The sequence below is a fragment of the Streptomyces sp. NPDC001606 genome (assembly GCF_053596835.1).
The window spans coordinates 53,282-72,362 of record NZ_JBSFHC010000010.1; the positions used below are offsets into that span (position 1 = coordinate 53,282).

Sequence of the window (19,081 nt, forward strand, 5' to 3'; positions counted from 1 at the left end):
GATCTGGGGGCAGTTGACACCCCAAAGGTTTATGGCGCAAGGACTCGCTCAGGCCGGTCCTCATGGTCCGGTCGCCCTGCCGCCGCCCGGACGCCCACGCGGGTGCGGGTCGCCACCAACTGGCCGTCCTGCGGATAGGCGTGCCAGGTGCGCCAGTGCACCTGGCCCTCGTACCGCTGGGCCAGCATCGCCGTGAAGGCGTGCGGGCTGCCGGGGAAGACCCCGGCGAGGCCGTGCGGATGGTCGGAGACGAGGGCCAGCAACTCCTGGGCGCGCCCGGCGAAGGAGCCGGGCGTGAGCACCTCGACGCGGGCCGCGAACTCGTACTCCCAGTCGCCGACGCGCTTGGCGACACCGAGGGGCAGCGGGGTGCTGGAGCCGGGGATGCAGGCGACCGTCTCCGAGCAACTGCCCCGCTCCTCGTCCAGGAGCACCTGGTGGGAGGCGCCGAGCAGTCTCAACTGGAGTCTGGCGCCGGTGAGTTCGAGATCGAGGGTGGCGAGCGCGGGCAACGGCTCGCGACCCAGGGCCCAGGCGAGGTCGGCGGCGCGCGTATCGGTGTAGGAGGTGTTCAGGGTCGTGAGCATGGATCGGCTCCGCTAACACGCGATGAGGGGGAGTTCGGCCATGTCAGCCCAGTCGGCCCGGCCGGGGTCAGGAGTCTGTGGGACGTCCGGGGGGCTGCGTTGGCGGTTTAGAGGGAATCATGAACAGTGCCGCCCCCACAGCGTTTTTACCCAACTTCGTAGGGTTTCCATCCCTCAGAGGGCTCCCCAGCTCAACTGTTCAACCACGGCGTGCGCCGGGCGCGCGAACATCCGGGCCGGGCGCCCGCCGGATCCCCTCCCTCCGGCGGGCGCCGGGCGGCGGCCGAAACCATCCCCTGCGGAAGCCGTCCCCTGCGGAAGCCATCCCCTGCCGAAGCCGTCCTCTGCGGAATCCATCCCCTGCCGAGACCGTCCCCCGACGACGCCGCCGCCCTCTCCCCGGGCGGTCCGCCGTCCCTCCGTCAGCTGCCGCCACCGCAGGACGAGCCGCCGCCGCAGGAGTGGCCGCCGCAGGAGGAGTGGCCGCCGCACGAGTGACCCCCGCCGCAGGAGTGGTGGCCGCCGTGGTGACCGCTGTGACCGCTGTGACCGCCCGACGAACCCGAGTCCCCGCTCCCGGCCCACCAGCTGCCACCGCTGTCGTACCCGTCCGAGGACCTCGAGGACCCCGAGGACTTCGAGGACCACCCGCCGGACGACCGCCGGGACCGCGAGCCCCCCAGCCCCTTGCCCCGCCTCGCGTTCTTCGCCGCCGACCCCAGGATCTGCGCGCACAGGACCACGACCACCGCCACGACGACGATCACGATGTCGCCCATGGGCGTCACCTTCTTTCTCTTCCCCCGAGTTTCCGGTTCCCCCGGACGGCCCCGACGGGGCCCCGGTGCACGGGGGATGCCCGTCCGCCCGACCCGCCAAAGCGGAGTTGAGGAACTCCAGAGCTTGGGCGCAGGATGGCCCGCATGACCTCCACCGCGCGCCCCTACCTGAACCGCCGGCTCGCCGCGTTCGGGACGACGATCTTCGCCGAGATGTCCGCGCTCGCGCAGGCCACCGGGGCGATCAACCTGGGCCAGGGCTTCCCGGACACCGACGGCCCGGAGGAGGTCCGGGAGGCCGCCGTACGGGCGCTGCGGGAGGGCCGCGGGAACCAGTACCCGCCGGGGCCCGGCATCCCGGAGCTGCGCACCGCGATCGCCGCGCACCAGCTGCGCCGGTACGGGCTGTCGTACGACCCGGACCGCGAGGTGCTGGTCACGGCGGGCGCCACGGAGGCCATCGCGGCCGCGCTGCTGGCCCTGGTCGAGCCGGGTGACGAGGTCGTCGCCCTGGAGCCGTACTACGACTCCTACGCGGCGAGCATCGCGCTGGCGGGCGGCACCCGGGTACCGGTCACCCTGCGCCCGCACGAGGGGGCGTTCCGGCTGGACCTGGACGAGCTGCGGTCCGCCGTCACCGACCGCACCCGGCTGCTGCTGATCAACACCCCGCACAACCCGACCGGCACCGTCCTCACCCGGGCGGAGCTGGCCGCGATCGCCGAGCTGGCGGTGGAGCGGGAGCTGCTGGTGGTGACGGACGAGGTGTACGAGCACCTGGTCTTCGACGGCGCCGAGCACCTGCCGCTCGCCGCGTTCCCGGGGATGCGGGAGCGGACGGTGACCATCGGGTCGGCCGGGAAGACGTTCTCCTTCACCGGCTGGAAGGTCGGCTGGGTGACGGCCGCGCCCGAGCTGGTCGCCGCGGTCCGTTCGGTCAAGCAGTTCCTGACGTACGTCTCCGCCGGGCCCTTCCAGTACGCGGTGGCCGAGGCGCTCGCCCTGCCCGACTCCTACTTCGCGGAGTTCCGCCGGTCCATGCAGGCCCGCCGGGACATCCTCGCGGAGGGGCTGACGGCGGCGGGCTTCGAGGTCTTCCGGCCGGCCGGCACGTACTTCATCACCACCGACGTCCGCCCGCTCGGCGAGAAGGACGGCTTCGCCTTCTGCCGCGCGCTGCCGGAGCGGGCCGGGGTGGTGGCCATCCCCAACGCGGTCTTCTACGACGACCGGGAGGCGGGGGCGCCGTTCGTGCGGTTCGCGTTCTGCAAGCGGGAGGAAGTCCTCCGCGAGGCGGCCGGGCGGCTGCGCGCCATGTGAGACCACCTTCGTATGGACGACGCTGCTCCGTTGGAATAGCCGCGGACCGGCCCCTGTTGCCGCGGGCATGACCACGAATGCGCCGCGGCCCGAGGTGCTGCGATACACCGCCTTCTCCAGCGTCCCCGAAGGCGGAAACCCCGCCGGCGTCGTTCTGGATGCCACCGGCCTGGACGACAGCGAGATGCTGGCCATCGCCCGCGACCTGGGGTACTCGGAGTCCGCGTTCCTGACCGCGCCCCCGGAGAGCCTCGGCGGCCAGGAGGGGCGGGCGTACAGCATCCGCTACTTCAGCCCCAAGGCCGAGGTGCCGTTCTGCGGGCACGCCACGGTAGCCACCGCCGTCGCGCTCGCCGAGCGGACAGGCCCGGGGAAGCTGGTGTTCGCGACGCGCGCCGGCACTGTGCCGGTGGAGGTGACCGAGGAGGGCGGGACGGTCAGGGCCACCCTCACCAGTGTCGTGCCGCACATCGAGGAGATCGCCGACGCCGACCTCGCCGAGGCGCTCGCCGCGCTGGACTGGCCGGCCGCCGATCTCGACCCGGCCTTCCCGCCCCGTATCGCGTTCGCCGGCGCCCGCCATCTCGTTCTCGCCGCGGCGACGCGCGAGCGCCTCGCCCGTCTCGCGTACGACTTCGCGCGCCTCGAAGCCCTGATGCACCGCTTGGACCTGACCACGGTCCAGTTGGTGTGGCGGGAGTCGGCCACCGTCTTCCACGTCCGTGACCCGTTCCCCGTCGGCGGCGTCGTGGAGGACCCGGCAACCGGCGCCGCGGCCGCCGCGTTCGGCGCGTACTCCCGTGAGCTCGGCCTGGTTCCCGAGGACGCGGTCCTCACCCTGCACCAGGGCGACGACCTGGGCCGCCCCGGCGAGCTCACGGTGACGCTGCACGCGGGTGACCCGCGCGTCCGAGTCAGCGGCGCAGGGACGCGCATCGGCTGACGGCCGCTCTGCGGTCGACGTCGTCACGGGACCCCTCCCCTTCCGCCGGGGGCGCTCCCGGACCCGCTGCCGTACGCGACACAGGTGAACCCGGGGGCCGCTCGGCCCCCGCCTGCTCGCGTCGGCGGGCCGGGCCTTGCATGGTGCGGAGATGTGAGTCATGCCAGCACCCTCCTCGCCCCACCCGTCGCGGCGCCCGGTGAGCGCACCCGGTCCTTCCCCGTCCGCGCGAGCGGAGTCGCCGTGGGGCTGTTCCTCGGGGTGCGGCTGACCGGCGTGGCCGTGGTCGCGCTCGTCGCGCATGCCGCCGGCCGGCATCCGCTCGCGCTGCTCGGCCGGTCCTGGGACTCGGTCTGGTACGTCGGGATCGCGGCGCACGGCTACGGCCACGACCTGCCCTCGCACGACCCTGGTCTCCACAGCGACCTGGCCTTCTTCCCGCTGTACCCGGCGCTGGTGCGGGCGCTGACCGCGCTGCTGCCGGTCAGCGGGGGCGGCGCCGGGCTGCTGGTGTCCTGGGCCGCGGCCGCCGTCGCCGCCGCCGGGATCCATCTGGTCGGCACCCTGCTGCACGGGCGGTCGGCCGGGCTGGCGCTGGTCCTGCTGTGGGGGCTGCTGCCGCACTCGGTGGTGCTGTCGATGGCGTACACCGAGCCGGTGCTGACCGCGCTCGCCGCCTGGGCCCTGTACGCGCTGCTGACCGGTCGCTGGGTGTGGGCGGGGGCGCTGGCGGCGCTCGCGGGGCTGGCCCGGCCGAACGGGGTCGCGGTCGCCGCCGCCGTCCTGGCCACGGCCGGCTGGACAGTGTGGCGGCGGCGCGGCCGGGTTTCCCACAGGCTGTGGACGGGCGCGGCGCTCGCCCCGCTGGGCTGGACGGCGTACGTGCTCTGGGTCGGCCGGTGCCGGCACGATCTGCTGGGCGGCTATTTCGACGTGCAGCGGCGCTGGGGGTCGCAGTTCGACTTCGCGCACGGCTCGCTGGTGGTCGTCCGGCGCATGCTGCTGCACGGCAGCCGGTTCACCGCCCCGATGGTCTTGCTGATCGTGGCCGGGAGCGTGCTGCTGTACGCGCTGCTGCTGCTGGAACGCGTACCGCTGCCGCTGCTGGTCTACAGCGGAGTACTGCTGCTGATCGCGCTCGGCGGCTCGGGCTTCTTCGAGTCCAAGCCGCGGTTCCTGCTGCCCGCGTTCCCCTTGCTCCTGCCGCTCGCCGGGGCGCTCGCCCGCACCGCGCGAGCCCGGCCCTGGCACGCGACCGTGGTGATCGCGGCCCTGGCCGGGCTCGGCTATGCCTACGGCGCGTACCTGCTGGTGTACGCACGGGTGCCGCTGTGAGGGAGGGCGCTATTCGCCGGTGCGCTCGTCGCCCTCGTCGTCGCCGGGCTGGTCCGCCTCGTTGACGTCCTGCTCCAGGCCGAGCTGCTCGACCAGCCACTTGTCGAACTCGATCGCGGCCCGCACCCAGCTGACCGTGGAGGAGACGAAGTGGTTGATGTCGACGCCCGTGCCGATCAGCATCTGGGCCTCGCCGATGAGACGGACGGTGCCGTCGTCGTGGGTGTGGGTGTACACCTTCGGCCACAGGGTGCGGCGGTTCCAGTCGTCGATGGACTCGAGCAGCTGGTGCTTCTCATCGATCTTGTGCGGGCGGTCGTAGAAGGTCCGCACCGAGAAGACGGCCTGCTCGGCCTCTCCGCGGAACATGAAGTAGGTGCGGAACTGCTCCCACGGCGCCGCGAGGTCACCCTCCTCGTCAACGACGTACTTCAGCTCCATCTGGTCGAGGAGCTGCTTCACGAGGTCCTGGTCCGGGAGGACGGGGCCGGCCGGTCCCTGGGGCTGCGGCTCGGGCTGGCCCCCGAAGTTCGGAATGGAGGACGGGTCGATGCTCACCGTGTTTTTCCCTTCATGGTGGATTCCGCCATCCTCCCCCATCCGGGGAGGGGGGAGGCAAGCCCCGACGCCCGCCTGTCCGCCATTGGCTGACAGCTGACATGATTTCCGGCTGCCGGGCGGAGGCGAGCCGAGGGGGGCCTGATGGGCGGGACTGCGAGACGGGGCCGGACGCGGTGGTGGCCGGTCGTGGCGGTGCTGGCGCTGCCCGCGCTGGTGGTGGCCTGGGGGGCCGCGATCGTGGTGCGGGCCATGACCTCCGACTACCCACTGGGCGGGGGTCCGGAAAAGGTGTCGTGCGCCGAGGCGCTGGCCTTCGGCGGGGCGCGGCTGCCGCAGCGGGCGTACGAGTCCAGGTGCACGGTGCAGGCCTGGCAGGACACCAGCTACGACGCCGACTTCCGGATGCCCCGGGCGGACGTCTGGGCGTGGCTGCGGCACACCTATCCGCACGCGCCGAAGCCCAGGACGGACCTCTGCGCCGCGGAGGACTCGGGTCCGGTGGACTTCTGCGTGGACATGAACACCGACGCCACCGCGCCGCAGGGCGTCGACGCGAACGCCGTGCAGATCTCCGTGACGTACGAGGGGCCCGCCACCGCACGGGTCCGCTTCTCCGCCTTCACGGTGTGACCGCCGCACCCCGGGTGCTCGGGCACCCGGGGTGCGGCGGCCGGCCGGCGCGCGGGCCGGTTACAGCGTCTTGCCGGTGGCCGGGCCGACCAGCAGGCCGTCGCCGAAGCGGTCGACGCGGACCGTGTCGCCGTCCTTGATCTCGCCGGACAGGATCTCCTTGGCGAGCCGGTCGCCGATCGAGGTCTGCACCAGCCGGCGCAGCGGACGGGCGCCGTACGCCGGGTCCAGTCCCTCCTCGGCGAGCCAGGCCAGCGCCTCGGGGGTGATCTCCAGGCTGAGCCGGCGCTCGGCCAGCCGCCTGCCCAGCCGGTCGATCTGGAGCTGCGCGATCCGCTCCAGCTCGGGCTTGGTCAGCGCGGAGAAGACCACCAGGTCGTCCAGCCGGTTGAGGAACTCCGGCTTGAAGGAGGCCCGGACGGTCTCCAGCACCTGCTCCCGCTTCTCCGTCTCGCTGGTGAGCGGGTCGACCAGGTACTGGCTGCCCAGGTTGGAGGTGAGGACGAGGATCGTGTTGCGGAAGTCGACCGTGCGGCCCTGACCGTCGGTCAGACGGCCGTCGTCCAGCACCTGGAGGAGGATGTCGAAGACCTCGGGGTGCGCCTTCTCCACCTCGTCCAGGAGGACCACCGAGTACGGGCGGCGGCGCACCGCCTCCGTCAGCTGACCGCCCTCCTCGTAGCCCACATAGCCGGGCGGGGCGCCGACCAGCCGGGCCACGCTGTGCTTCTCGCCGTACTCCGACATGTCGATGCGGACCATGGCCCGCTCGTCGTCGAAGAGGAAGTCGGCCAGCGCCTTGGCGAGTTCGGTCTTGCCGACGCCGGTCGGGCCGAGGAAGAGGAAGGAGCCGGTGGGCCGGTCGGGGTCGGCGATACCGGCGCGCGAGCGGCGTACGGCGTCGCTGACCGCCCGCACGGCCTCGCTCTGCCCGATGAGCCGCCGGCCGATCTCCTCCTCCATGCGCAGCAGCTTCTGCGTCTCGCCCTCCATCAGGCGGCCGGCCGGGATGCCGGTCCAGGCGGCGACGACGTCGGCGATGTCGTCGGCGCCGACCTCGTCCTTGACCATGGTGTCCCGGGCGGCCTGCTCCTCGGCGGCGGAGGCGGCCTGGAGTTCCTTCTCCAGGGTGGGGATCTCGCCGTAGAGCAGCTTGGCGGCGGTGTCGAAGTCGCCGTCGCGCTGGGCGCGTTCGGCCTGGCCGCGCAGGTCGTCCAGCTTCTCCTTCAGCTCGCCGACCCGGTTGAGGGACTGCTTCTCCTTCTCCCAGCGGGCGGTGAGCCCGCGCAGCTCCTCCTCCTTGTCCGCGAGGTCGCGGCGCAGCTTCTCCAGCCGCTCCCGGGAGGCCGGGTCGGTCTCCTTGCCGATCGCCAGCTCCTCCATCTTCAGCCGGTCGACGGCGCGCTGGAGTTCGTCGATCTCCACCGGCGAGGAGTCGATCTCCATGCGCAGCCGGGAGGCCGACTCGTCCACCAGGTCGATCGCCTTGTCGGGCAGGAAGCGGGAGGTGATGTACCGGTCGGAGAGGGTAGCGGCGGCCACCAGCGCGCTGTCCGCGATCTGCACCTTGTGGTGCGCCTCGTACCGGCCCTTCAGACCGCGCAGGATCGCGATGGTGTCCTCGACGGTGGGCTCGGCGACCAGCACCTGCTGGAAGCGCCGCTCCAGCGCCGGGTCCTTCTCGATCCGCTCCCGGTACTCGTCCAGGGTGGTCGCGCCGACCATGCGCAGCTCACCGCGGGCGAGCATGGGCTTGAGCATGTTGCCCGCGTCCATGGCCGAGTCGCCGCCGGCGCCGGCCCCGACGACGGTGTGCAGCTCGTCGATGAAGGTGATGATCTGCCCGTCGGAGTCCTTGATCTCGGCGAGCACGGCCTTCAGCCGCTCCTCGAACTCGCCGCGGTACTTGGCACCGGCGACCATCGCCCCGAGGTCGAGCGCGACGAGCCGCTTGTCCTTGAGGGACTCCGGCACATCGCCCTTGACGATCCGCTGGGCGAGGCCCTCCACCACGGCGGTCTTGCCGACGCCCGGCTCGCCGATGAGCACGGGGTTGTTCTTGGTACGGCGGCTCAGCACCTGCACGACCCGCCGGATCTCCTGGTCCCGGCCGATGACCGGGTCGAGGCGGCCCTCGCGGGCGGCGGCGGTGAAGTCGGTGCCGAACTTCTCCAGGGCCTTGTACTGGCCCTCCGGATCGGCGGTGGTCACGCGGCGTCCTCCCCTGGCCTTCCGGAAGGCCTCCAGCAGCTTCTTCGCATCGGCGCCCTGCGCCGTGAGCAGCTCACCCGCCGCACCGCCCTTGGCCGCGAGCCCGATGAGCAGGTGCTCGGTGGACAGGTAGTCGTCACCGAGGTCCTTGGCGCGCGCCCCGGCGTCGGCGAGCACGGCCAGCAGCTCACGGTTGGGCTGCGGCGGCGCAACGGTGGATCCGGTCACACTGGGCAGCGCGGCCAGCAGCTTCTCCGCGCCCGCGCGTACGGCGGCCTGGTCGGCGTCGACGGCGGCGAGCAGGTCGGTGATGTTCTCGTTGTCCTGCCCCTGGAGCAGAGCCAGCAGCAGGTGAGCGGGGGTGAGGTCCGGGTGCCCCTCGGTCACGGCACGACTGCTCGCCGCGTTGATCGCATCCCGGCTCCTGTTGGTCAGCTCGGCGTCCACGGTCGCGTACTCCTCCTCGACAACCCGGCCATTCCTGACTCAGCGCATTCCTGACTTAGCCAGCGTACACAAAGTTGAGTCTATTCCGCTCAAGCCCGGAGGGGCTAGGTTTTCAGCCATGGCCTCACACTCCTACGCCGTGGATCCGGCCGCGCCGGACGAGCCGTATCTCGCCTTCTGGCGGGAACGGCACCTGTGCACCCTGACGACCCTGCGTCCCGACGGCAGCCCGCACGTGGTGCCGGTGGGCGTGACCTACGACCCGGTGGCGGGGCTGGCCCGGGTGATCACCAACAAGTCGAGCGCGAAGGCGGCCCATGTCCGCGCGGCCGGCGCCGAGGGGGCGCGGGTGGCGGTGTGCCAGGTCGACGGACGGCGCTGGGCCACGCTGGAGGGGCGGGCGGCCGTACGCACCGAGCCGGAGCGGATAGCGGAGGCGGAGCGGCGGTACGCCGAGCGGTACGAGCGGACGCCGTCGCCGAACCCGTCACGCGTGGTGATCGAGATCGAGGTGGAACGGGCGCTGGGGCGCGGCTGAGGGGCGGGTGCGGAGCGCGACGCCGGGACCGGCGGGTTACGGCGGTTTCCAGCCGGTGTGAAAACGCCCCCAGGGCACGATATGTCGCCATAAAACTGCAGCGGCGTCACCGTGTTCAGGTCACGGTGACGCCGCTGCGGGGGGAAGCACCTGAGCGATCTTTTACGACGGGGGAATCGCGTCAGGCACTGCGGGGGGTGGCTGAGATGGTCGTCAGGTCGGGGTCCGTCGACTCGCACTGCCGGTGGTCCCGCTGGTCCAGGTTCACAAAGATCATTCCGTACCGGATGGCACAGCGCACCGGCTGCGGAGCACCACGCGGCTTGCGCAGGCACCGGAACGCCCGCACGTCCCCGTCCTCGTCCCGCGTGACGACGACCGGCTCACCGAACACTGTCACCATCAGTGAGTCACCACTGTGGGGGATGGCGGTGACCAGATCGATGAAGTGCCAGCCCGACCGGTAGGCGGTGGCCATTTCACGACGGAAGGAACGGTCGTCGGGTGGAGTTGTCACGTCAGCTCCCGGCTCCGTTTTCCGCCGTGTGCGCGGCTACCGTGGGCCACTCGGTGATCGCCTGAACGTCGCCCTTGACGCCGGCCACGCCGCTCAGCACACCGAGGGCAACCAGGGCGGAAAAGGCGGCGCCGAGCACCGAGCGAAGCAGTCTGTTACGCATAGTCGGCTTCGTCCTCACTTGAAGGTCCCCTTTTCCCCCGTCGGGTACGACGATGGCTTATTCGGGCACGTGATGGCCACACAATCAGTGCATCATGTTCCTGCATGTTCAGGACCCTGGGGGGTGGAGATTTGTCAGCAAATCAGGGGAAATCGGGACATCCCCATGGCGTAGCGGAGTTGTGCGACGCGGGTAGTCGCCTTTACGCCACCGCCCTGCGCGCGGGACGCGTCGCCCGCGCGGACGCCGAGGACGCCCCCTGCCTGATGGAGTTCGCGCTGCTCCACCCCGATCCCGACGATCCGGCCTGGCTGCTGCCGGTGCCGCCGTCCATCGCCCTGGCCCGGCGGCTCAACCCGATCGAGCAGGAGATCACGGACCGCCGCCAGCTGTCCCTGGAACTCGCGCGTCTCTTCGAGCCATTCATGGCGCTGAGCGCGGAGACCAGCACCTCCAGCGACTACCTCACCGTGCTGGAGGGCGGCGAGCGGATCAACGCGGCGCTCAACCTGGCCACCGCGCAGGTGCAGACCGAACTGCTCACCGTCCAGCCCTCCGACCGCCTCTCCGAACACAGCCTGTTGCAGGGGCTGGAGCGGGACCGCCCGCTGCTCGAACGCGGCGTGAAGATCCGCAGCCTGTATCAGCACACCGCCCGCTACAACCCGGAGAAGCTGGCCTACGCGGCCCAGTTGTCCGGCGGCAGGGTCGAGTACCGGACCATCGACGAACTGGTCGAACGGCTCATCATCTGCGACGGCGCGGTCGCCTTCATCCCCGCCCGCGACGACCAGAAGATCGCCCTGGAACTGCGCCACCCCGGCCTGGTCCGCTACCTGGTGAAGGTCTTCGAGTACCTCTGGGCCCGGGCCGTGCCGATGAGCGCGGGCGGCCCGTACGAGACGGACTCCGACGGCATCACCGAGATCCAGCACTCCATCGCCAAGCTCCTCGTCGAGGGCCATGTCGACGAGGCCATCGCCCGCCGCCTCGGCATGAACGTCCGCACCTGCCGCGCCCATATCGCCAAGCTCGCCCAGGCCCTCGGCAGCGGCAGCCGCGCCCAACTCGGCTACCTCATCGCCCAGTCGGGCATCCTGGACCGGGACGGCCCCTGAGGCGACGAGGGCGCAAGGCCGGCTAGCGGATGCTCGGCGTCTGCTGGTCCGGGCTGGTGAGGCGGCTGCCGTCCAGGCCCACCTGGGCGATCCGCACGCCGAGTTGGGTACGGCTGGCCGCGCCCAGGGTCTCCGACAGCCGGGCGATGTGCGCACGGCAGGTGCGGACGCTGATGCCGAGGCGCTCGGCGATCACCGCGTCCTGGTGGCCCTCGGCGAGCAGCGCGGCGATGGACTGCTCGCGGTGCGAGATGCCTTCGATGCCGGTGTCGGGCAGGGGCGCGGTGAGCGGGATCGCGAGCCGCCACAGGCGCTCGAAGACGGTCACCAGATAGCTCACCAGGGCCGGGTGGCGCAGCTCCAGGGCCATCGTGCGGTCGGTGTTGGCGGGGATGAAGGCCACGGTCCGGTCGAAGAGGATCAGCCGGTCGATGACCTCGTCCAGGGTGCGGGCCTCGACCGCGTCACCCATCAGCTCCAGGTAGTTCAGCAGGCCCTGGCCGTGCCGGGCCACATGCGTGTACAGGTCCCGCATGTGCACCCCGCGGCCGCGCAGCGCCAGCGCCCGGTGCAGCCCCTCGGTCAGCTCGGCCTCCCGCCGGATGCCGCCGGGCTGCACGGTGAGCACCTCGGTGGTGCACGCCTCGGTCGCCTCGTCCATCGCGGCCTGGATCCGGGACAGCCCGTCCAGGACCCGGATGGAGCTGCCCTCGGCGGGTGCGGTCAGCGCGTTCAGCTGCCGGCCGAGGCCCGCGTACCAGTCGAAGGCGGCCACCGCCGAACCCACCCGTCGCTGGCTCGCGCTGACCTCGTCGTAGACCCCGCGCAGCAGCCGGGTCATCACCTCCTGCGGGGAGGTGGGCACCAGCCAGTCCATGTCGTCGGGGTCGGGGTGCAACAGGGCCAGTTCCAGCAGGCAGGGCACCGGTTCGGCGTCCGTGCGCGGCACCCGGCCCCGGCGTACGGCCCGCGCGTACACACGGTCCCCGGCCGCGCACAGCCGGTCGGCGCCGTGTGGATGCTCCTCCGTCCCGCGCCCGGCCATCGCCCATCCCACCCCCGGTGTGCTGCCACTTCCGCAGCGCAACTATGCGCGGCGCCGACCCGGTCCGCAACACGGCTCGTCCGGGGCGGACCAGCGAGTCGCACCGGTATGCCCCGATTCGCTCCAGGCTTCGCCCTGGCGGGACTTCCCTCGCGGGACAGCCCTCGCAGGACAGGATGGAGCCGGCGCACCGGCGGGTCGGCGTCGCGGGTGTTACTTCAGGCCGATCGTGGTGCACGCCGCCCGGTACTTGGCGGTGCAGATCTCGTCGACGGTGTAGATGCCGTCCTCGATGACCGTGTTCTTGATGGTGCTCTTGGTCAGCGCGCTCACGGAGACCAGCTTGGCCGGGATGTCCTTGTTCGTCGGGCTGTCGACCTTGTCCTGGGTCAGCGCGTCGAACTGGATGTCCTTGCCCTGCACCTTGGCCACGGCCATCTGCGCGGCGGCCTCGGCCTCGTCCGGGTAGGACTTGTAGACGCTCATGTACTGCTCGCCGGCCACGACCCGCTGCACGGCGTCCAGTTCGGCGTCCTGGCCGGTGATCGGCGGCATGCTGGTGACACCGGCCGCCTTGAGGGCCTTGATGACGCCGCTCGCCATGCCGTCGTTGGCGGCGTAGACACCGGCGATGTTCGCCTTGCCGATCTGGGCGATCGCCTCGGCCATCTTCGCCTCGGCGTTCTCCGGCTTCCAGTCCTTGATGTCGTAGCTGTCCGCGATCGTCACCTTGCCGTTCAGCTCGGACAGCGCGCCCTGCTTGAACTGCTTGGCGTTGGGGTCGGTGGGCGAGCCGTTCACCATGACGATCTTGTCCGTCAGGGAGGCGCCGCCGATCGCCTCCAGCAGGGTGCGGCCCTGCACCTCGCCGACCAGCTCGTTGTCGAAGGAGATGTAGGCGTCGATCGGCCCCTCGGCGAGACGGTCGTACGCGATGACCGGGATGCCCGCGTCCTTGGCCTTCTTCACCTCACCGGCGATGGCGTGCGAGTCGACGGCGTCGAGCAGGATGACGTCGACCTTGTCGTCGATCATCTTCTGCATCTGCTCGGCCTGCTGCGAGGGGGACGCGGCGGCGTTCTCGTAAGCGACCTTGCCCTGCTTGCGGGTGAGTTCGGCCACCTTCTGCTTGATGATGGGGTAGTCGAACTTGTCGTAGCGGGAGTTGGTCTTCTCCGGCAGCAGCAGGCCCACGGTGACGTCGTCGCCCTTCGAGGGGCTCGCGCTCGCGCCGCCCCCGGTCGCGTTCAGCATGCCGCAGCCGGCCAGCGAGAGGGTCATCGTGGACGCGGCCACGGATATGGCGATACGACGCATTCGGGGGCTCACTTCAGGTGCGATCCGGACGTGGGTGCTGCTATACGACCCAGGTGTCTGAAAAGACAACGCGGAGCGCCCACCCGGCGTCAAGAAGAACCACTTAACGAAAGCGCAACATCACCCTCCGCTTCCCCCGTGAAGGCCCTGGCGACCCCCGCAAATTGGCCTTCAAACGCCCTTTACGGACCCTTCACCGGAGCACACCGACCTCGCACACGCGACCGAACATTCCCGGCCAGCCGAGACCTCGTCACCGGCCGGCCGGGGCAGGGGCGCACGGGTTACCGCGCCCCCGGGTCGTACTTGCGCAGGGACGCCTGCACCTCGGCCGCGTACGGCCCCTCCCACCAGGGGATCGTCTCGACCAGCACCGGCTTGGTGCCGGAGGCGAGCACGAGGGCGCGGCCGGGGGGCATGGCGCCGAGGTCGGAGACCTGGAGCACCCGCTCACGGCGGACCGACTCGCTGACCGTGCGGTTGCCGGACCAGCCGTAGGACTCCGACTCCCGGCTGGTCTGGTACTCGCGCAGTTCGAACTCGCCCGCCAGCTCGCTGAGGTCGCCCAGGAAGCGGGTGTCGGAGACACCGCCGCCGTACACCCGGACGTTCGCCGCGGACCACAGCTTCTCCATGCCGCGCTCGCCCCACACCTCGATGCCCTGCGCCCAGGACTGGAGGATCGTCATCAGGATGATGCCGCGCGAGCCGTAGTGCGAGTACAGGTCGGGCAGGGAGCGCCAGCGGCACACGTTGGCGGCCTCGTCCAGCACGCCCACCAGGGGCAGCGGGAGGCGGCCGCCGCGCTGGGTGGTGGCGTACTCCTCCGCGGCCTCGACGACGGCCACGGTCAGCGCGGTCACCAGCGGACCGGCCGAGTCGCGCCCCTCACGGGACAGCGAGTACAGGGTGCCGCCGGTGCGCACGAAGGCGTGCGGGTCGAACTCCGGGGCGCGCGGATCCGCCGGCGGCGTCACCCAGCGGTTGACCTCGGGGTTGATCAGGCAGGACGCCATCTGCTGGGCCACGCCGTAGATACCGCTGCGCTGCTTGTCGGGGGCGGTGATGACGCCGTTCAGCCCGTCGGCGGCCATGGTGTGCCCGGCCGAGCGCAGGATCCGCTCCGGGGTGTCGTCCTTGGGGTTGGACAGCCAGGTGTAGATCTGGGTGATGGGCGCCTTGGCGCAGGCGGCCGCGAGCAGCAGGTTGGCCAGCAGGTCCTGGCCGGCCGGGTCGAAGAAGGCGTCGGTGGAGGCGTTGGCGTCCCGCGACCCGGACGCGAAGTGGTCGGCCATCTTGCGGGCCTTGGCGACATCGGTGACGTACGACAGCGGGTTCCACCACCAGCTCGGCGCCTCCGCCGCGACCTGCTGCGGGTCGAACACCCACACCGGGCCGCGCGCGGCACGCGGGCCGCGGGTGGCGTCCACGACGTCCCGCTTGTTGGAGGTGACGAGCACCGCGCCCGGGCCGTCCAGGATCGCCGGGATCGCCCGCCGCGTGGTCTTACCGGTGCGCGGCCCCCAGATGTCGACGTGCATGTCCTCGTACGAACCGAACAGCGGCTGGCGGCCCTTGACCGAGCGGCCGATGAACACGCCCGGGGTCTTCGCCTGCACGCCGAGCCGCTCGGCGGTGGCCGCCGCGCCCTTCATCGTCAGCTTGCCCAGCTCCTCGCCCTTGGCCAGGTGCTGGGCGGCGCCGTCCACATCGGGCTTGTTCCGCAGCCGCTGCCGGACCCGGTAGACGGCCAGCAGGACGACACCGAGCAGCACGGCCTCACCTGCCGCGACCGCGCTGGCCGCCGAACCGGGCCAGCGGTAGTCGCCCTTGACCATCGCCACCAGGAACGACAGCGGGTTGCCGGGCGGTTCGGGAGCGTGGTCGAAGGAAGCGCCCAGCTTGGCGGCCAGCCAGGCGCCGCCGACGGCCAGCAGCACGATCGCGATGAGCAGGACGATCTCCATCGTCCAGTCGTCCTCGGCGCGGGGTTTCTTCTGCTGTTCTGCGGTCACCCGCGGGATCCTTTCTGGGGTGCGAAGACGAAGAGGTCGCGGCCGGCCAGGACGGCGTGGCCGTCCGTGGTGAACTCCAGCGGGGCGCCGTTCCCGGCGAGGGAGTCCTCGGGAGAGGCGGCGTCCGGGGCCAGGTTCTCGGCCAGGACCTTCCTGGTGGCCAGGTCCAGCGCCGTCAGGCCCTGGTCGCCGGCTGCTGCGTAGAGGACGCGGGCGGTCGGCAGTCCCTCGGGCGTGACGCCCTGTTCGCCGTCCCGCTGCCGCCACAGCTCCCGGCCGCTGCGCACGTCCCAGGCGACCGCGCCGGCGCCGAGCCGGGTGACCGCGGTCCGGCCGTCCGGGGACAGCACGGTCCGGGGCCGGGCCGTGTCGACCTCGTCCATCCGCGGCCCCTCGGCGAGCATCCGGCCGGTGCCGAGGTCGACCACCGTGAGCTGCACATCGTGCGCGGAGCCGGGCGGCAGGTCCCACACGAGCAGCCCCTCGTCCCCGGTGAGGGGCAGCAGGCGGGCGGTGAGACCGGCGGCCTTCGCGCCGGCCAGGGCGGTGGGACGGCGGATGCCGGCCAGGGTCCACAACTGCGCGCCGGTACGGCGGTCGCCGACGGCCAGCCGGCTGCCGCTGCCGTCGACCGCGTCGTAGGTGCTGAAGGCATAGACGCCGAAGCCGGCGCCGACCGGCTGGTCGCCGTCCCCGAGGTTGTGCACCCGGACCGGGGCACCGCCGCCGATCGGCACATAGGTGCTGGTTCCGGTCCCCTGCCGCAGCAGCAGATGGCCCGCCTCGGCGGTGAGGTCCGTGAACTCGGCGCCGTCGAAGGAAGAACGGCCCAGCACCGTCCCGGAGGGGGCGTAGAGGGTGTACGTCGTCCGCAGCGACGCCTTCCCGGCCCCGTCGGCCGGGGTGACGTCCCCGTCGGTCACCAGGAGCGCCGGGGACCCGTCCTTCGCGGAGGTGACCTGGACGAACGCGGAGGGCCTGAGCGGGCGGTCGCTCGTCCAGCCGGCCGGGACCGTGATGTCGATCGTCCGGCGCAGCCGGCCGGTGGCCGCCGCGTAGAGCCGGGCGCGGAAGCGGTGTACGGCCGGCTCCGCGCCGCGCCGGCCGCTCTTCCCGGTCAGATCCTGGGTGACGACGACCGCGTCACCGACCACACAGGTCCGGGGGTCGCCGGTGGCGTGCGCGGCCGGGTCGCCCGCACAGCCGGTGGCGTCCTTGCGGCCCAGACTCCAGACAGGGGCCGCGGTCAGGCCCGGCAGCGCGGGACCCGCATAGTCGGGACCGGTCCGCCGGGCCGCGGAAGCGGACGCCCCCGGGGTCGCGTGGGCCGACTCGCCCGCGCCCTCGGTGCCGCCGCCGCGGCAGCCCGCGAGCAGCCCGACAGCGAGCACCATCGCGGCGCCGACGGCGGCCCTGTGACGCGCCGCCACCTAGGCCCCCTTCTCCTTGCCGCTGCCGTTGGTCTCCACCGGGTCGGTGCCCTGCGGGATCGGCACCCGGTACACGCCGGTGATCTGGGCCTGGTAGTCCCACTTGCTGAACTCGACCGTCTTGCCGGGCCGCGGAGCGTGGATGATCGTGTGGCCCTTGGGGTCCCAGACCAGGCCGACATGACCGGAGCGGCCGCCGCCCTCCGGGTGGAAGAAGATCACGTCACCGGGCTGCGCCTTGTCCAGCGGCACCTCGTACTTGCTGAGGTACGGCTGCTGGTCGTACGTCGTGCTGCCGATGTCGATCTTCCCGCCGCTGGCCATGTAGTACGCCCACTCCGTGAAGCTGGAGCAGTCGAAGCTGGTCGGGTTCTGGCCCTGGAGGCGTGGGGCGCCGTACACGTAGGGCACGCCGATGCCGCGCTGGGCCCAGCCGAGGACCGCCCGGATGACCGGGTTGTCGGCGTCCGGGATGACCCCGGAGGCGCCGGCGCCGTCGGGCGGGACGTTCGCGCCGCCGCCGTTCTTGGCGCAGTCGGCGTACTGGCCGTCGCGGCCCTTGCCGTTGCCGTTGCCGTTGTCGCCCCCGGGCACGGTGCCGTAGTCCGGGTTGGCCGTGATCCGGCCCTTCATCCACTCCACCGGGTCGACCATGCCCGGCCCCTGGTCCTGGCCCGCGATGAACGGGTTGTCGACGCCGGGGACCCGGACCTCCCAGTGCAGATGGGGGCCGGTGACATTGCCGGTGGAGCCGACCGTGCCGATCAGGTCGCCGCGCTTGACGGACTGGCCCATGGACACCTTGATGGTGGTCTGGTGGGCGTAGAGCGTGATGACGCCGCCGTCGTGCTCCAGCTCGGTCATGTTGCCGTACGCGCCGCCCGGGCCCGCGTGCACGACCTTGCCGTCGGCGGGGGCGTAGATCGGGGTGCCGGCGGACGCCACCAGGTCCTGGCCGGTGTGGTAGCCGAGGCTCCACATGTTGCCGCGCTGGTGGTAGGGCGTGCCGAGGGTGTAGGTGCCCTCCTTCATCGGCCACTGCCAGTCCTTGCCGCCGGTGGACGGCTGCTTGGCCTGCGGGAAGGCCGCCGGGAGAACACCGGTGGAAGCCGGGAGAGCATCGGTGGAATAGGCCGCCGGGGCCATGGCCGTCGTCGTCGTGGCACCGCTGTCGGCCAGCGGCGGGGTCGACCAGGAGCGGGGCGAACTGGAGGCGATGCTCAGCGCGTTGTCCGGGTTGGCGTTGTTGCCGACCGGCTCCGGGATGTCCGACTGCTTGCCGAGCGTCGGGAAGGACGGGTTCTTGTCGATGGTGTCCTTCAGATGCGCGTACCAGCGCTGGATCAGCTCCTTGTCGCCGGTGAGCACACCCTTGTAGCGGGCGGCCTGGGTCAGGACGACGCGCGGGTAGATGGTGTTGGAGGCGGTGGAACCCGAGTAGGACAGCAGCGCCTGCCAGGGGTGCGCCTCGGCGTGCAGGGCGTGCAGGTAGTTGGCCGCGCCCCAGGCCGCGTCGTCGACGTTGTACAGGTCCTTCTTGCCGTCGTTGTTGCCGTCCGCGCCGTACTCGCTCCAGGCGGGGTGGCCGAACTGGAGAATGCCCATGTAACCGGCCGAGTTGGCGCCGCCCGGTGCGGCCGAGGGGTCCTGGCCGTACTTGGTCTCCTGGTACATCTGCCCGGCGATGATGGTCCAGTCGAGGCCGTCGTAGCGGGCGGCGGCGCGCATGGCCGCCAGGATCATCCGCGGCGGTACCTCGGCCCGGGCGGTGTCGCTCGGCATGTACATCTTGCCGGCCGGGATGATCGGGTTGGTGGCCGCCGCGTCACCGGTGTTGCCCGCGTTGGCGTTGTCGGCGTAGTCGCCGCACGCGGCGTTCACGGCACCGTTGCCGGCGCCGCCGATCATGCCCATGAGCAACACGGTCACCAGGGCGATGGCGCCGAACGTCAGCAGTCCCCCGCTGCCGCCGAGGATCAGGAACAGCTTGAGACCGTTGTTCTTGTCCTCGTCCTGCTTTTTGCCACCGCCGCCCGACGCGGCCTGCCGGGCCCGTTGGGCGTTCTTGGCCACCTTGGCGGCCTTCCGGGCGGCCGCGAGTACGGCGGGTGCCACCATGCCGGAC

17 protein-coding genes are annotated in these 19,081 nt (G+C 71.7%); 6 read left to right on the plus strand and 11 right to left on the minus strand.

The annotated features are described in order from the left end of the window. Window positions 1–29 precede the first annotated feature (29 nt). Window positions 30–587, minus strand: a complete 558-nt coding sequence (locus ACWCV9_RS19490; RefSeq protein ID WP_450788147.1) for a DUF2617 family protein — start codon at window positions 585–587, stop codon at window positions 30–32. Window positions 588–1,009: 422 nt separating this feature from the next. Then, window positions 1,010–1,366 (minus strand): hypothetical protein, encoded by a 357-nt coding sequence (locus ACWCV9_RS19495; protein ID WP_450788149.1) that lies wholly within the window; start codon window positions 1,364–1,366, stop codon window positions 1,010–1,012. A gap of 135 nt (window positions 1,367–1,501) precedes the next feature. Here ACWCV9_RS19495 and ACWCV9_RS19500 point away from each other — a divergent pair, with 135 nt between their 5' ends. The 3 genes from ACWCV9_RS19500 to ACWCV9_RS19510 all read left to right on the plus strand — a co-directional run bounded on the left by ACWCV9_RS19500 (window position 1,502) and on the right by ACWCV9_RS19510 (window position 4,964). Further along, on the plus strand, window positions 1,502–2,686 hold the full coding sequence (locus tag ACWCV9_RS19500) for a pyridoxal phosphate-dependent aminotransferase (RefSeq protein WP_450788150.1): 1,185 nt from the start codon (window positions 1,502–1,504) through the stop codon (window positions 2,684–2,686). 67 nt (window positions 2,687–2,753) lie between these two features. After that, window positions 2,754–3,629 carry a PhzF family phenazine biosynthesis protein gene (locus ACWCV9_RS19505; protein WP_450788152.1) on the plus strand — a complete coding sequence of 292 codons (876 nt, stop codon included), beginning with the start codon at window positions 2,754–2,756 and terminating at the stop codon, window positions 3,627–3,629. Window positions 3,630–3,782: 153 nt separating this feature from the next. Next, window positions 3,783–4,964 carry a mannosyltransferase family protein gene (locus tag ACWCV9_RS19510; RefSeq protein WP_450788153.1) on the plus strand — a complete coding sequence of 394 codons (1,182 nt, stop codon included), beginning with the start codon at window positions 3,783–3,785 and terminating at the stop codon, window positions 4,962–4,964. A 9-nt stretch (window positions 4,965–4,973) separates the two neighbouring features. On the opposite strand, the gene ACWCV9_RS19515 is transcribed toward ACWCV9_RS19510, so the two are convergent. Then, window positions 4,974–5,522 (minus strand): YbjN domain-containing protein, encoded by a 549-nt coding sequence (locus tag ACWCV9_RS19515; protein WP_385841774.1) that lies wholly within the window; start codon window positions 5,520–5,522, stop codon window positions 4,974–4,976. Between the two features lie 189 nt (window positions 5,523–5,711). On the opposite strand from ACWCV9_RS19515, the gene ACWCV9_RS19520 reads away from it, so the two are divergent. Further along, window positions 5,712–6,155 (plus strand): hypothetical protein, encoded by a 444-nt coding sequence (locus ACWCV9_RS19520; protein ID WP_450788155.1) that lies wholly within the window; start codon window positions 5,712–5,714, stop codon window positions 6,153–6,155. A 60-nt stretch (window positions 6,156–6,215) separates the two neighbouring features. On the opposite strand, the gene clpB is transcribed toward ACWCV9_RS19520, so the two are convergent. Then, the gene (gene clpB / locus ACWCV9_RS19525; protein ID WP_450788157.1) at window positions 6,216–8,813 is read right to left on the minus strand and encodes an ATP-dependent chaperone ClpB; all 2,598 of its coding nucleotides are present in this window, start codon (window positions 8,811–8,813) and stop codon (window positions 6,216–6,218) included. Between the two features lie 118 nt (window positions 8,814–8,931). On the opposite strand from clpB, the gene ACWCV9_RS19530 reads away from it, so the two are divergent. After that, on the plus strand, window positions 8,932–9,351 hold the full coding sequence (locus tag ACWCV9_RS19530; protein ID WP_450788159.1) for a pyridoxamine 5'-phosphate oxidase family protein: 420 nt from the start codon (window positions 8,932–8,934) through the stop codon (window positions 9,349–9,351). A gap of 181 nt (window positions 9,352–9,532) precedes the next feature. Here ACWCV9_RS19530 and ACWCV9_RS19535 read toward each other — a convergent pair whose 3' ends face one another. Beyond that, window positions 9,533–9,829 carry a (2Fe-2S)-binding protein gene (locus ACWCV9_RS19535; protein WP_385841770.1) on the minus strand — a complete coding sequence of 99 codons (297 nt, stop codon included), beginning with the start codon at window positions 9,827–9,829 and terminating at the stop codon, window positions 9,533–9,535. A gap of 40 nt (window positions 9,830–9,869) precedes the next feature. Next, a complete protein-coding gene (locus tag ACWCV9_RS19540) occupies window positions 9,870–10,031 on the minus strand; it encodes a hypothetical protein (RefSeq protein WP_385841769.1) in 162 nt (53 codons plus the stop codon). Between the two features lie 104 nt (window positions 10,032–10,135). On the opposite strand from ACWCV9_RS19540, the gene ACWCV9_RS19545 reads away from it, so the two are divergent. After that, window positions 10,136–11,149, plus strand: coding sequence for a helix-turn-helix transcriptional regulator (locus ACWCV9_RS19545; protein WP_450788161.1), 1,014 nt, complete (start codon window positions 10,136–10,138; stop codon window positions 11,147–11,149). Window positions 11,150–11,171: 22 nt separating this feature from the next. On the opposite strand, the gene ACWCV9_RS19550 is transcribed toward ACWCV9_RS19545, so the two are convergent. The 5 genes from ACWCV9_RS19550 to ACWCV9_RS19570 form a co-directional block, all read right to left on the minus strand. Beyond that, window positions 11,172–12,194, minus strand: a complete 1,023-nt coding sequence (locus ACWCV9_RS19550) for a LuxR C-terminal-related transcriptional regulator (RefSeq protein WP_450788163.1) — start codon at window positions 12,192–12,194, stop codon at window positions 11,172–11,174. A 213-nt stretch (window positions 12,195–12,407) separates the two neighbouring features. Beyond that, window positions 12,408–13,511: a sugar ABC transporter substrate-binding protein gene (locus ACWCV9_RS19555; protein WP_450788165.1), complete on the minus strand. Its 1,104-nt coding sequence runs from the start codon at window positions 13,509–13,511 to the stop codon at window positions 12,408–12,410. Window positions 13,512–13,795: 284 nt separating this feature from the next. Beyond that, window positions 13,796–15,526, minus strand: a complete 1,731-nt coding sequence (locus tag ACWCV9_RS19560) for a type IV secretory system conjugative DNA transfer family protein (RefSeq protein ID WP_450788167.1) — start codon at window positions 15,524–15,526, stop codon at window positions 13,796–13,798. Then, on the minus strand, window positions 15,523–16,956 hold the full coding sequence (locus tag ACWCV9_RS19565) for an outer membrane protein assembly factor BamB family protein (protein WP_450788169.1): 1,434 nt from the start codon (window positions 16,954–16,956) through the stop codon (window positions 15,523–15,525). The genes ACWCV9_RS19560 and ACWCV9_RS19565 overlap by 4 nt, the downstream gene beginning before the upstream one ends. Next, entirely contained in the window at window positions 16,957–19,074 is a 2,118-nt protein-coding gene (locus ACWCV9_RS19570; protein WP_450788171.1) for a peptidoglycan DD-metalloendopeptidase family protein, read from the minus strand. It abuts the gene before it with no gap. Window positions 19,075–19,081 lie beyond the last annotated feature (7 nt).

Coding starts and splice junctions, on each gene's coding strand:
- ACWCV9_RS19500 (WP_450788150.1), top strand. CDS start 1,502: ATGGCCCGCATGACCTCCACCGCGCGCCCCTACCTGAACCGCCGGCTC.
- ACWCV9_RS19490 (WP_450788147.1), bottom strand. CDS start 587: ATGCTCACGACCCTGAACACCTCCTACACCGATACGCGCGCCGCCGAC.
- ACWCV9_RS19545 (WP_450788161.1), top strand. CDS start 10,136: ATGTTCAGGACCCTGGGGGGTGGAGATTTGTCAGCAAATCAGGGGAAA.
- ACWCV9_RS19495 (WP_450788149.1), bottom strand. CDS start 1,366: ATGGGCGACATCGTGATCGTCGTCGTGGCGGTGGTCGTGGTCCTGTGC.
- ACWCV9_RS19555 (WP_450788165.1), bottom strand. CDS start 13,511: ATGCGTCGTATCGCCATATCCGTGGCCGCGTCCACGATGACCCTCTCG.
- ACWCV9_RS19530 (WP_450788159.1), top strand. CDS start 8,932: ATGGCCTCACACTCCTACGCCGTGGATCCGGCCGCGCCGGACGAGCCG.
- ACWCV9_RS19505 (WP_450788152.1), top strand. CDS start 2,754: ATGACCACGAATGCGCCGCGGCCCGAGGTGCTGCGATACACCGCCTTC.
- ACWCV9_RS19570 (WP_450788171.1), bottom strand. CDS start 19,074: ATGGTGGCACCCGCCGTACTCGCGGCCGCCCGGAAGGCCGCCAAGGTG.
- ACWCV9_RS19535 (WP_385841770.1), bottom strand. CDS start 9,829: ATGGCCACCGCCTACCGGTCGGGCTGGCACTTCATCGATCTGGTCACC.
- ACWCV9_RS19540 (WP_385841769.1), bottom strand. CDS start 10,031: ATGCGTAACAGACTGCTTCGCTCGGTGCTCGGCGCCGCCTTTTCCGCC.
- ACWCV9_RS19550 (WP_450788163.1), bottom strand. CDS start 12,194: ATGGCCGGGCGCGGGACGGAGGAGCATCCACACGGCGCCGACCGGCTG.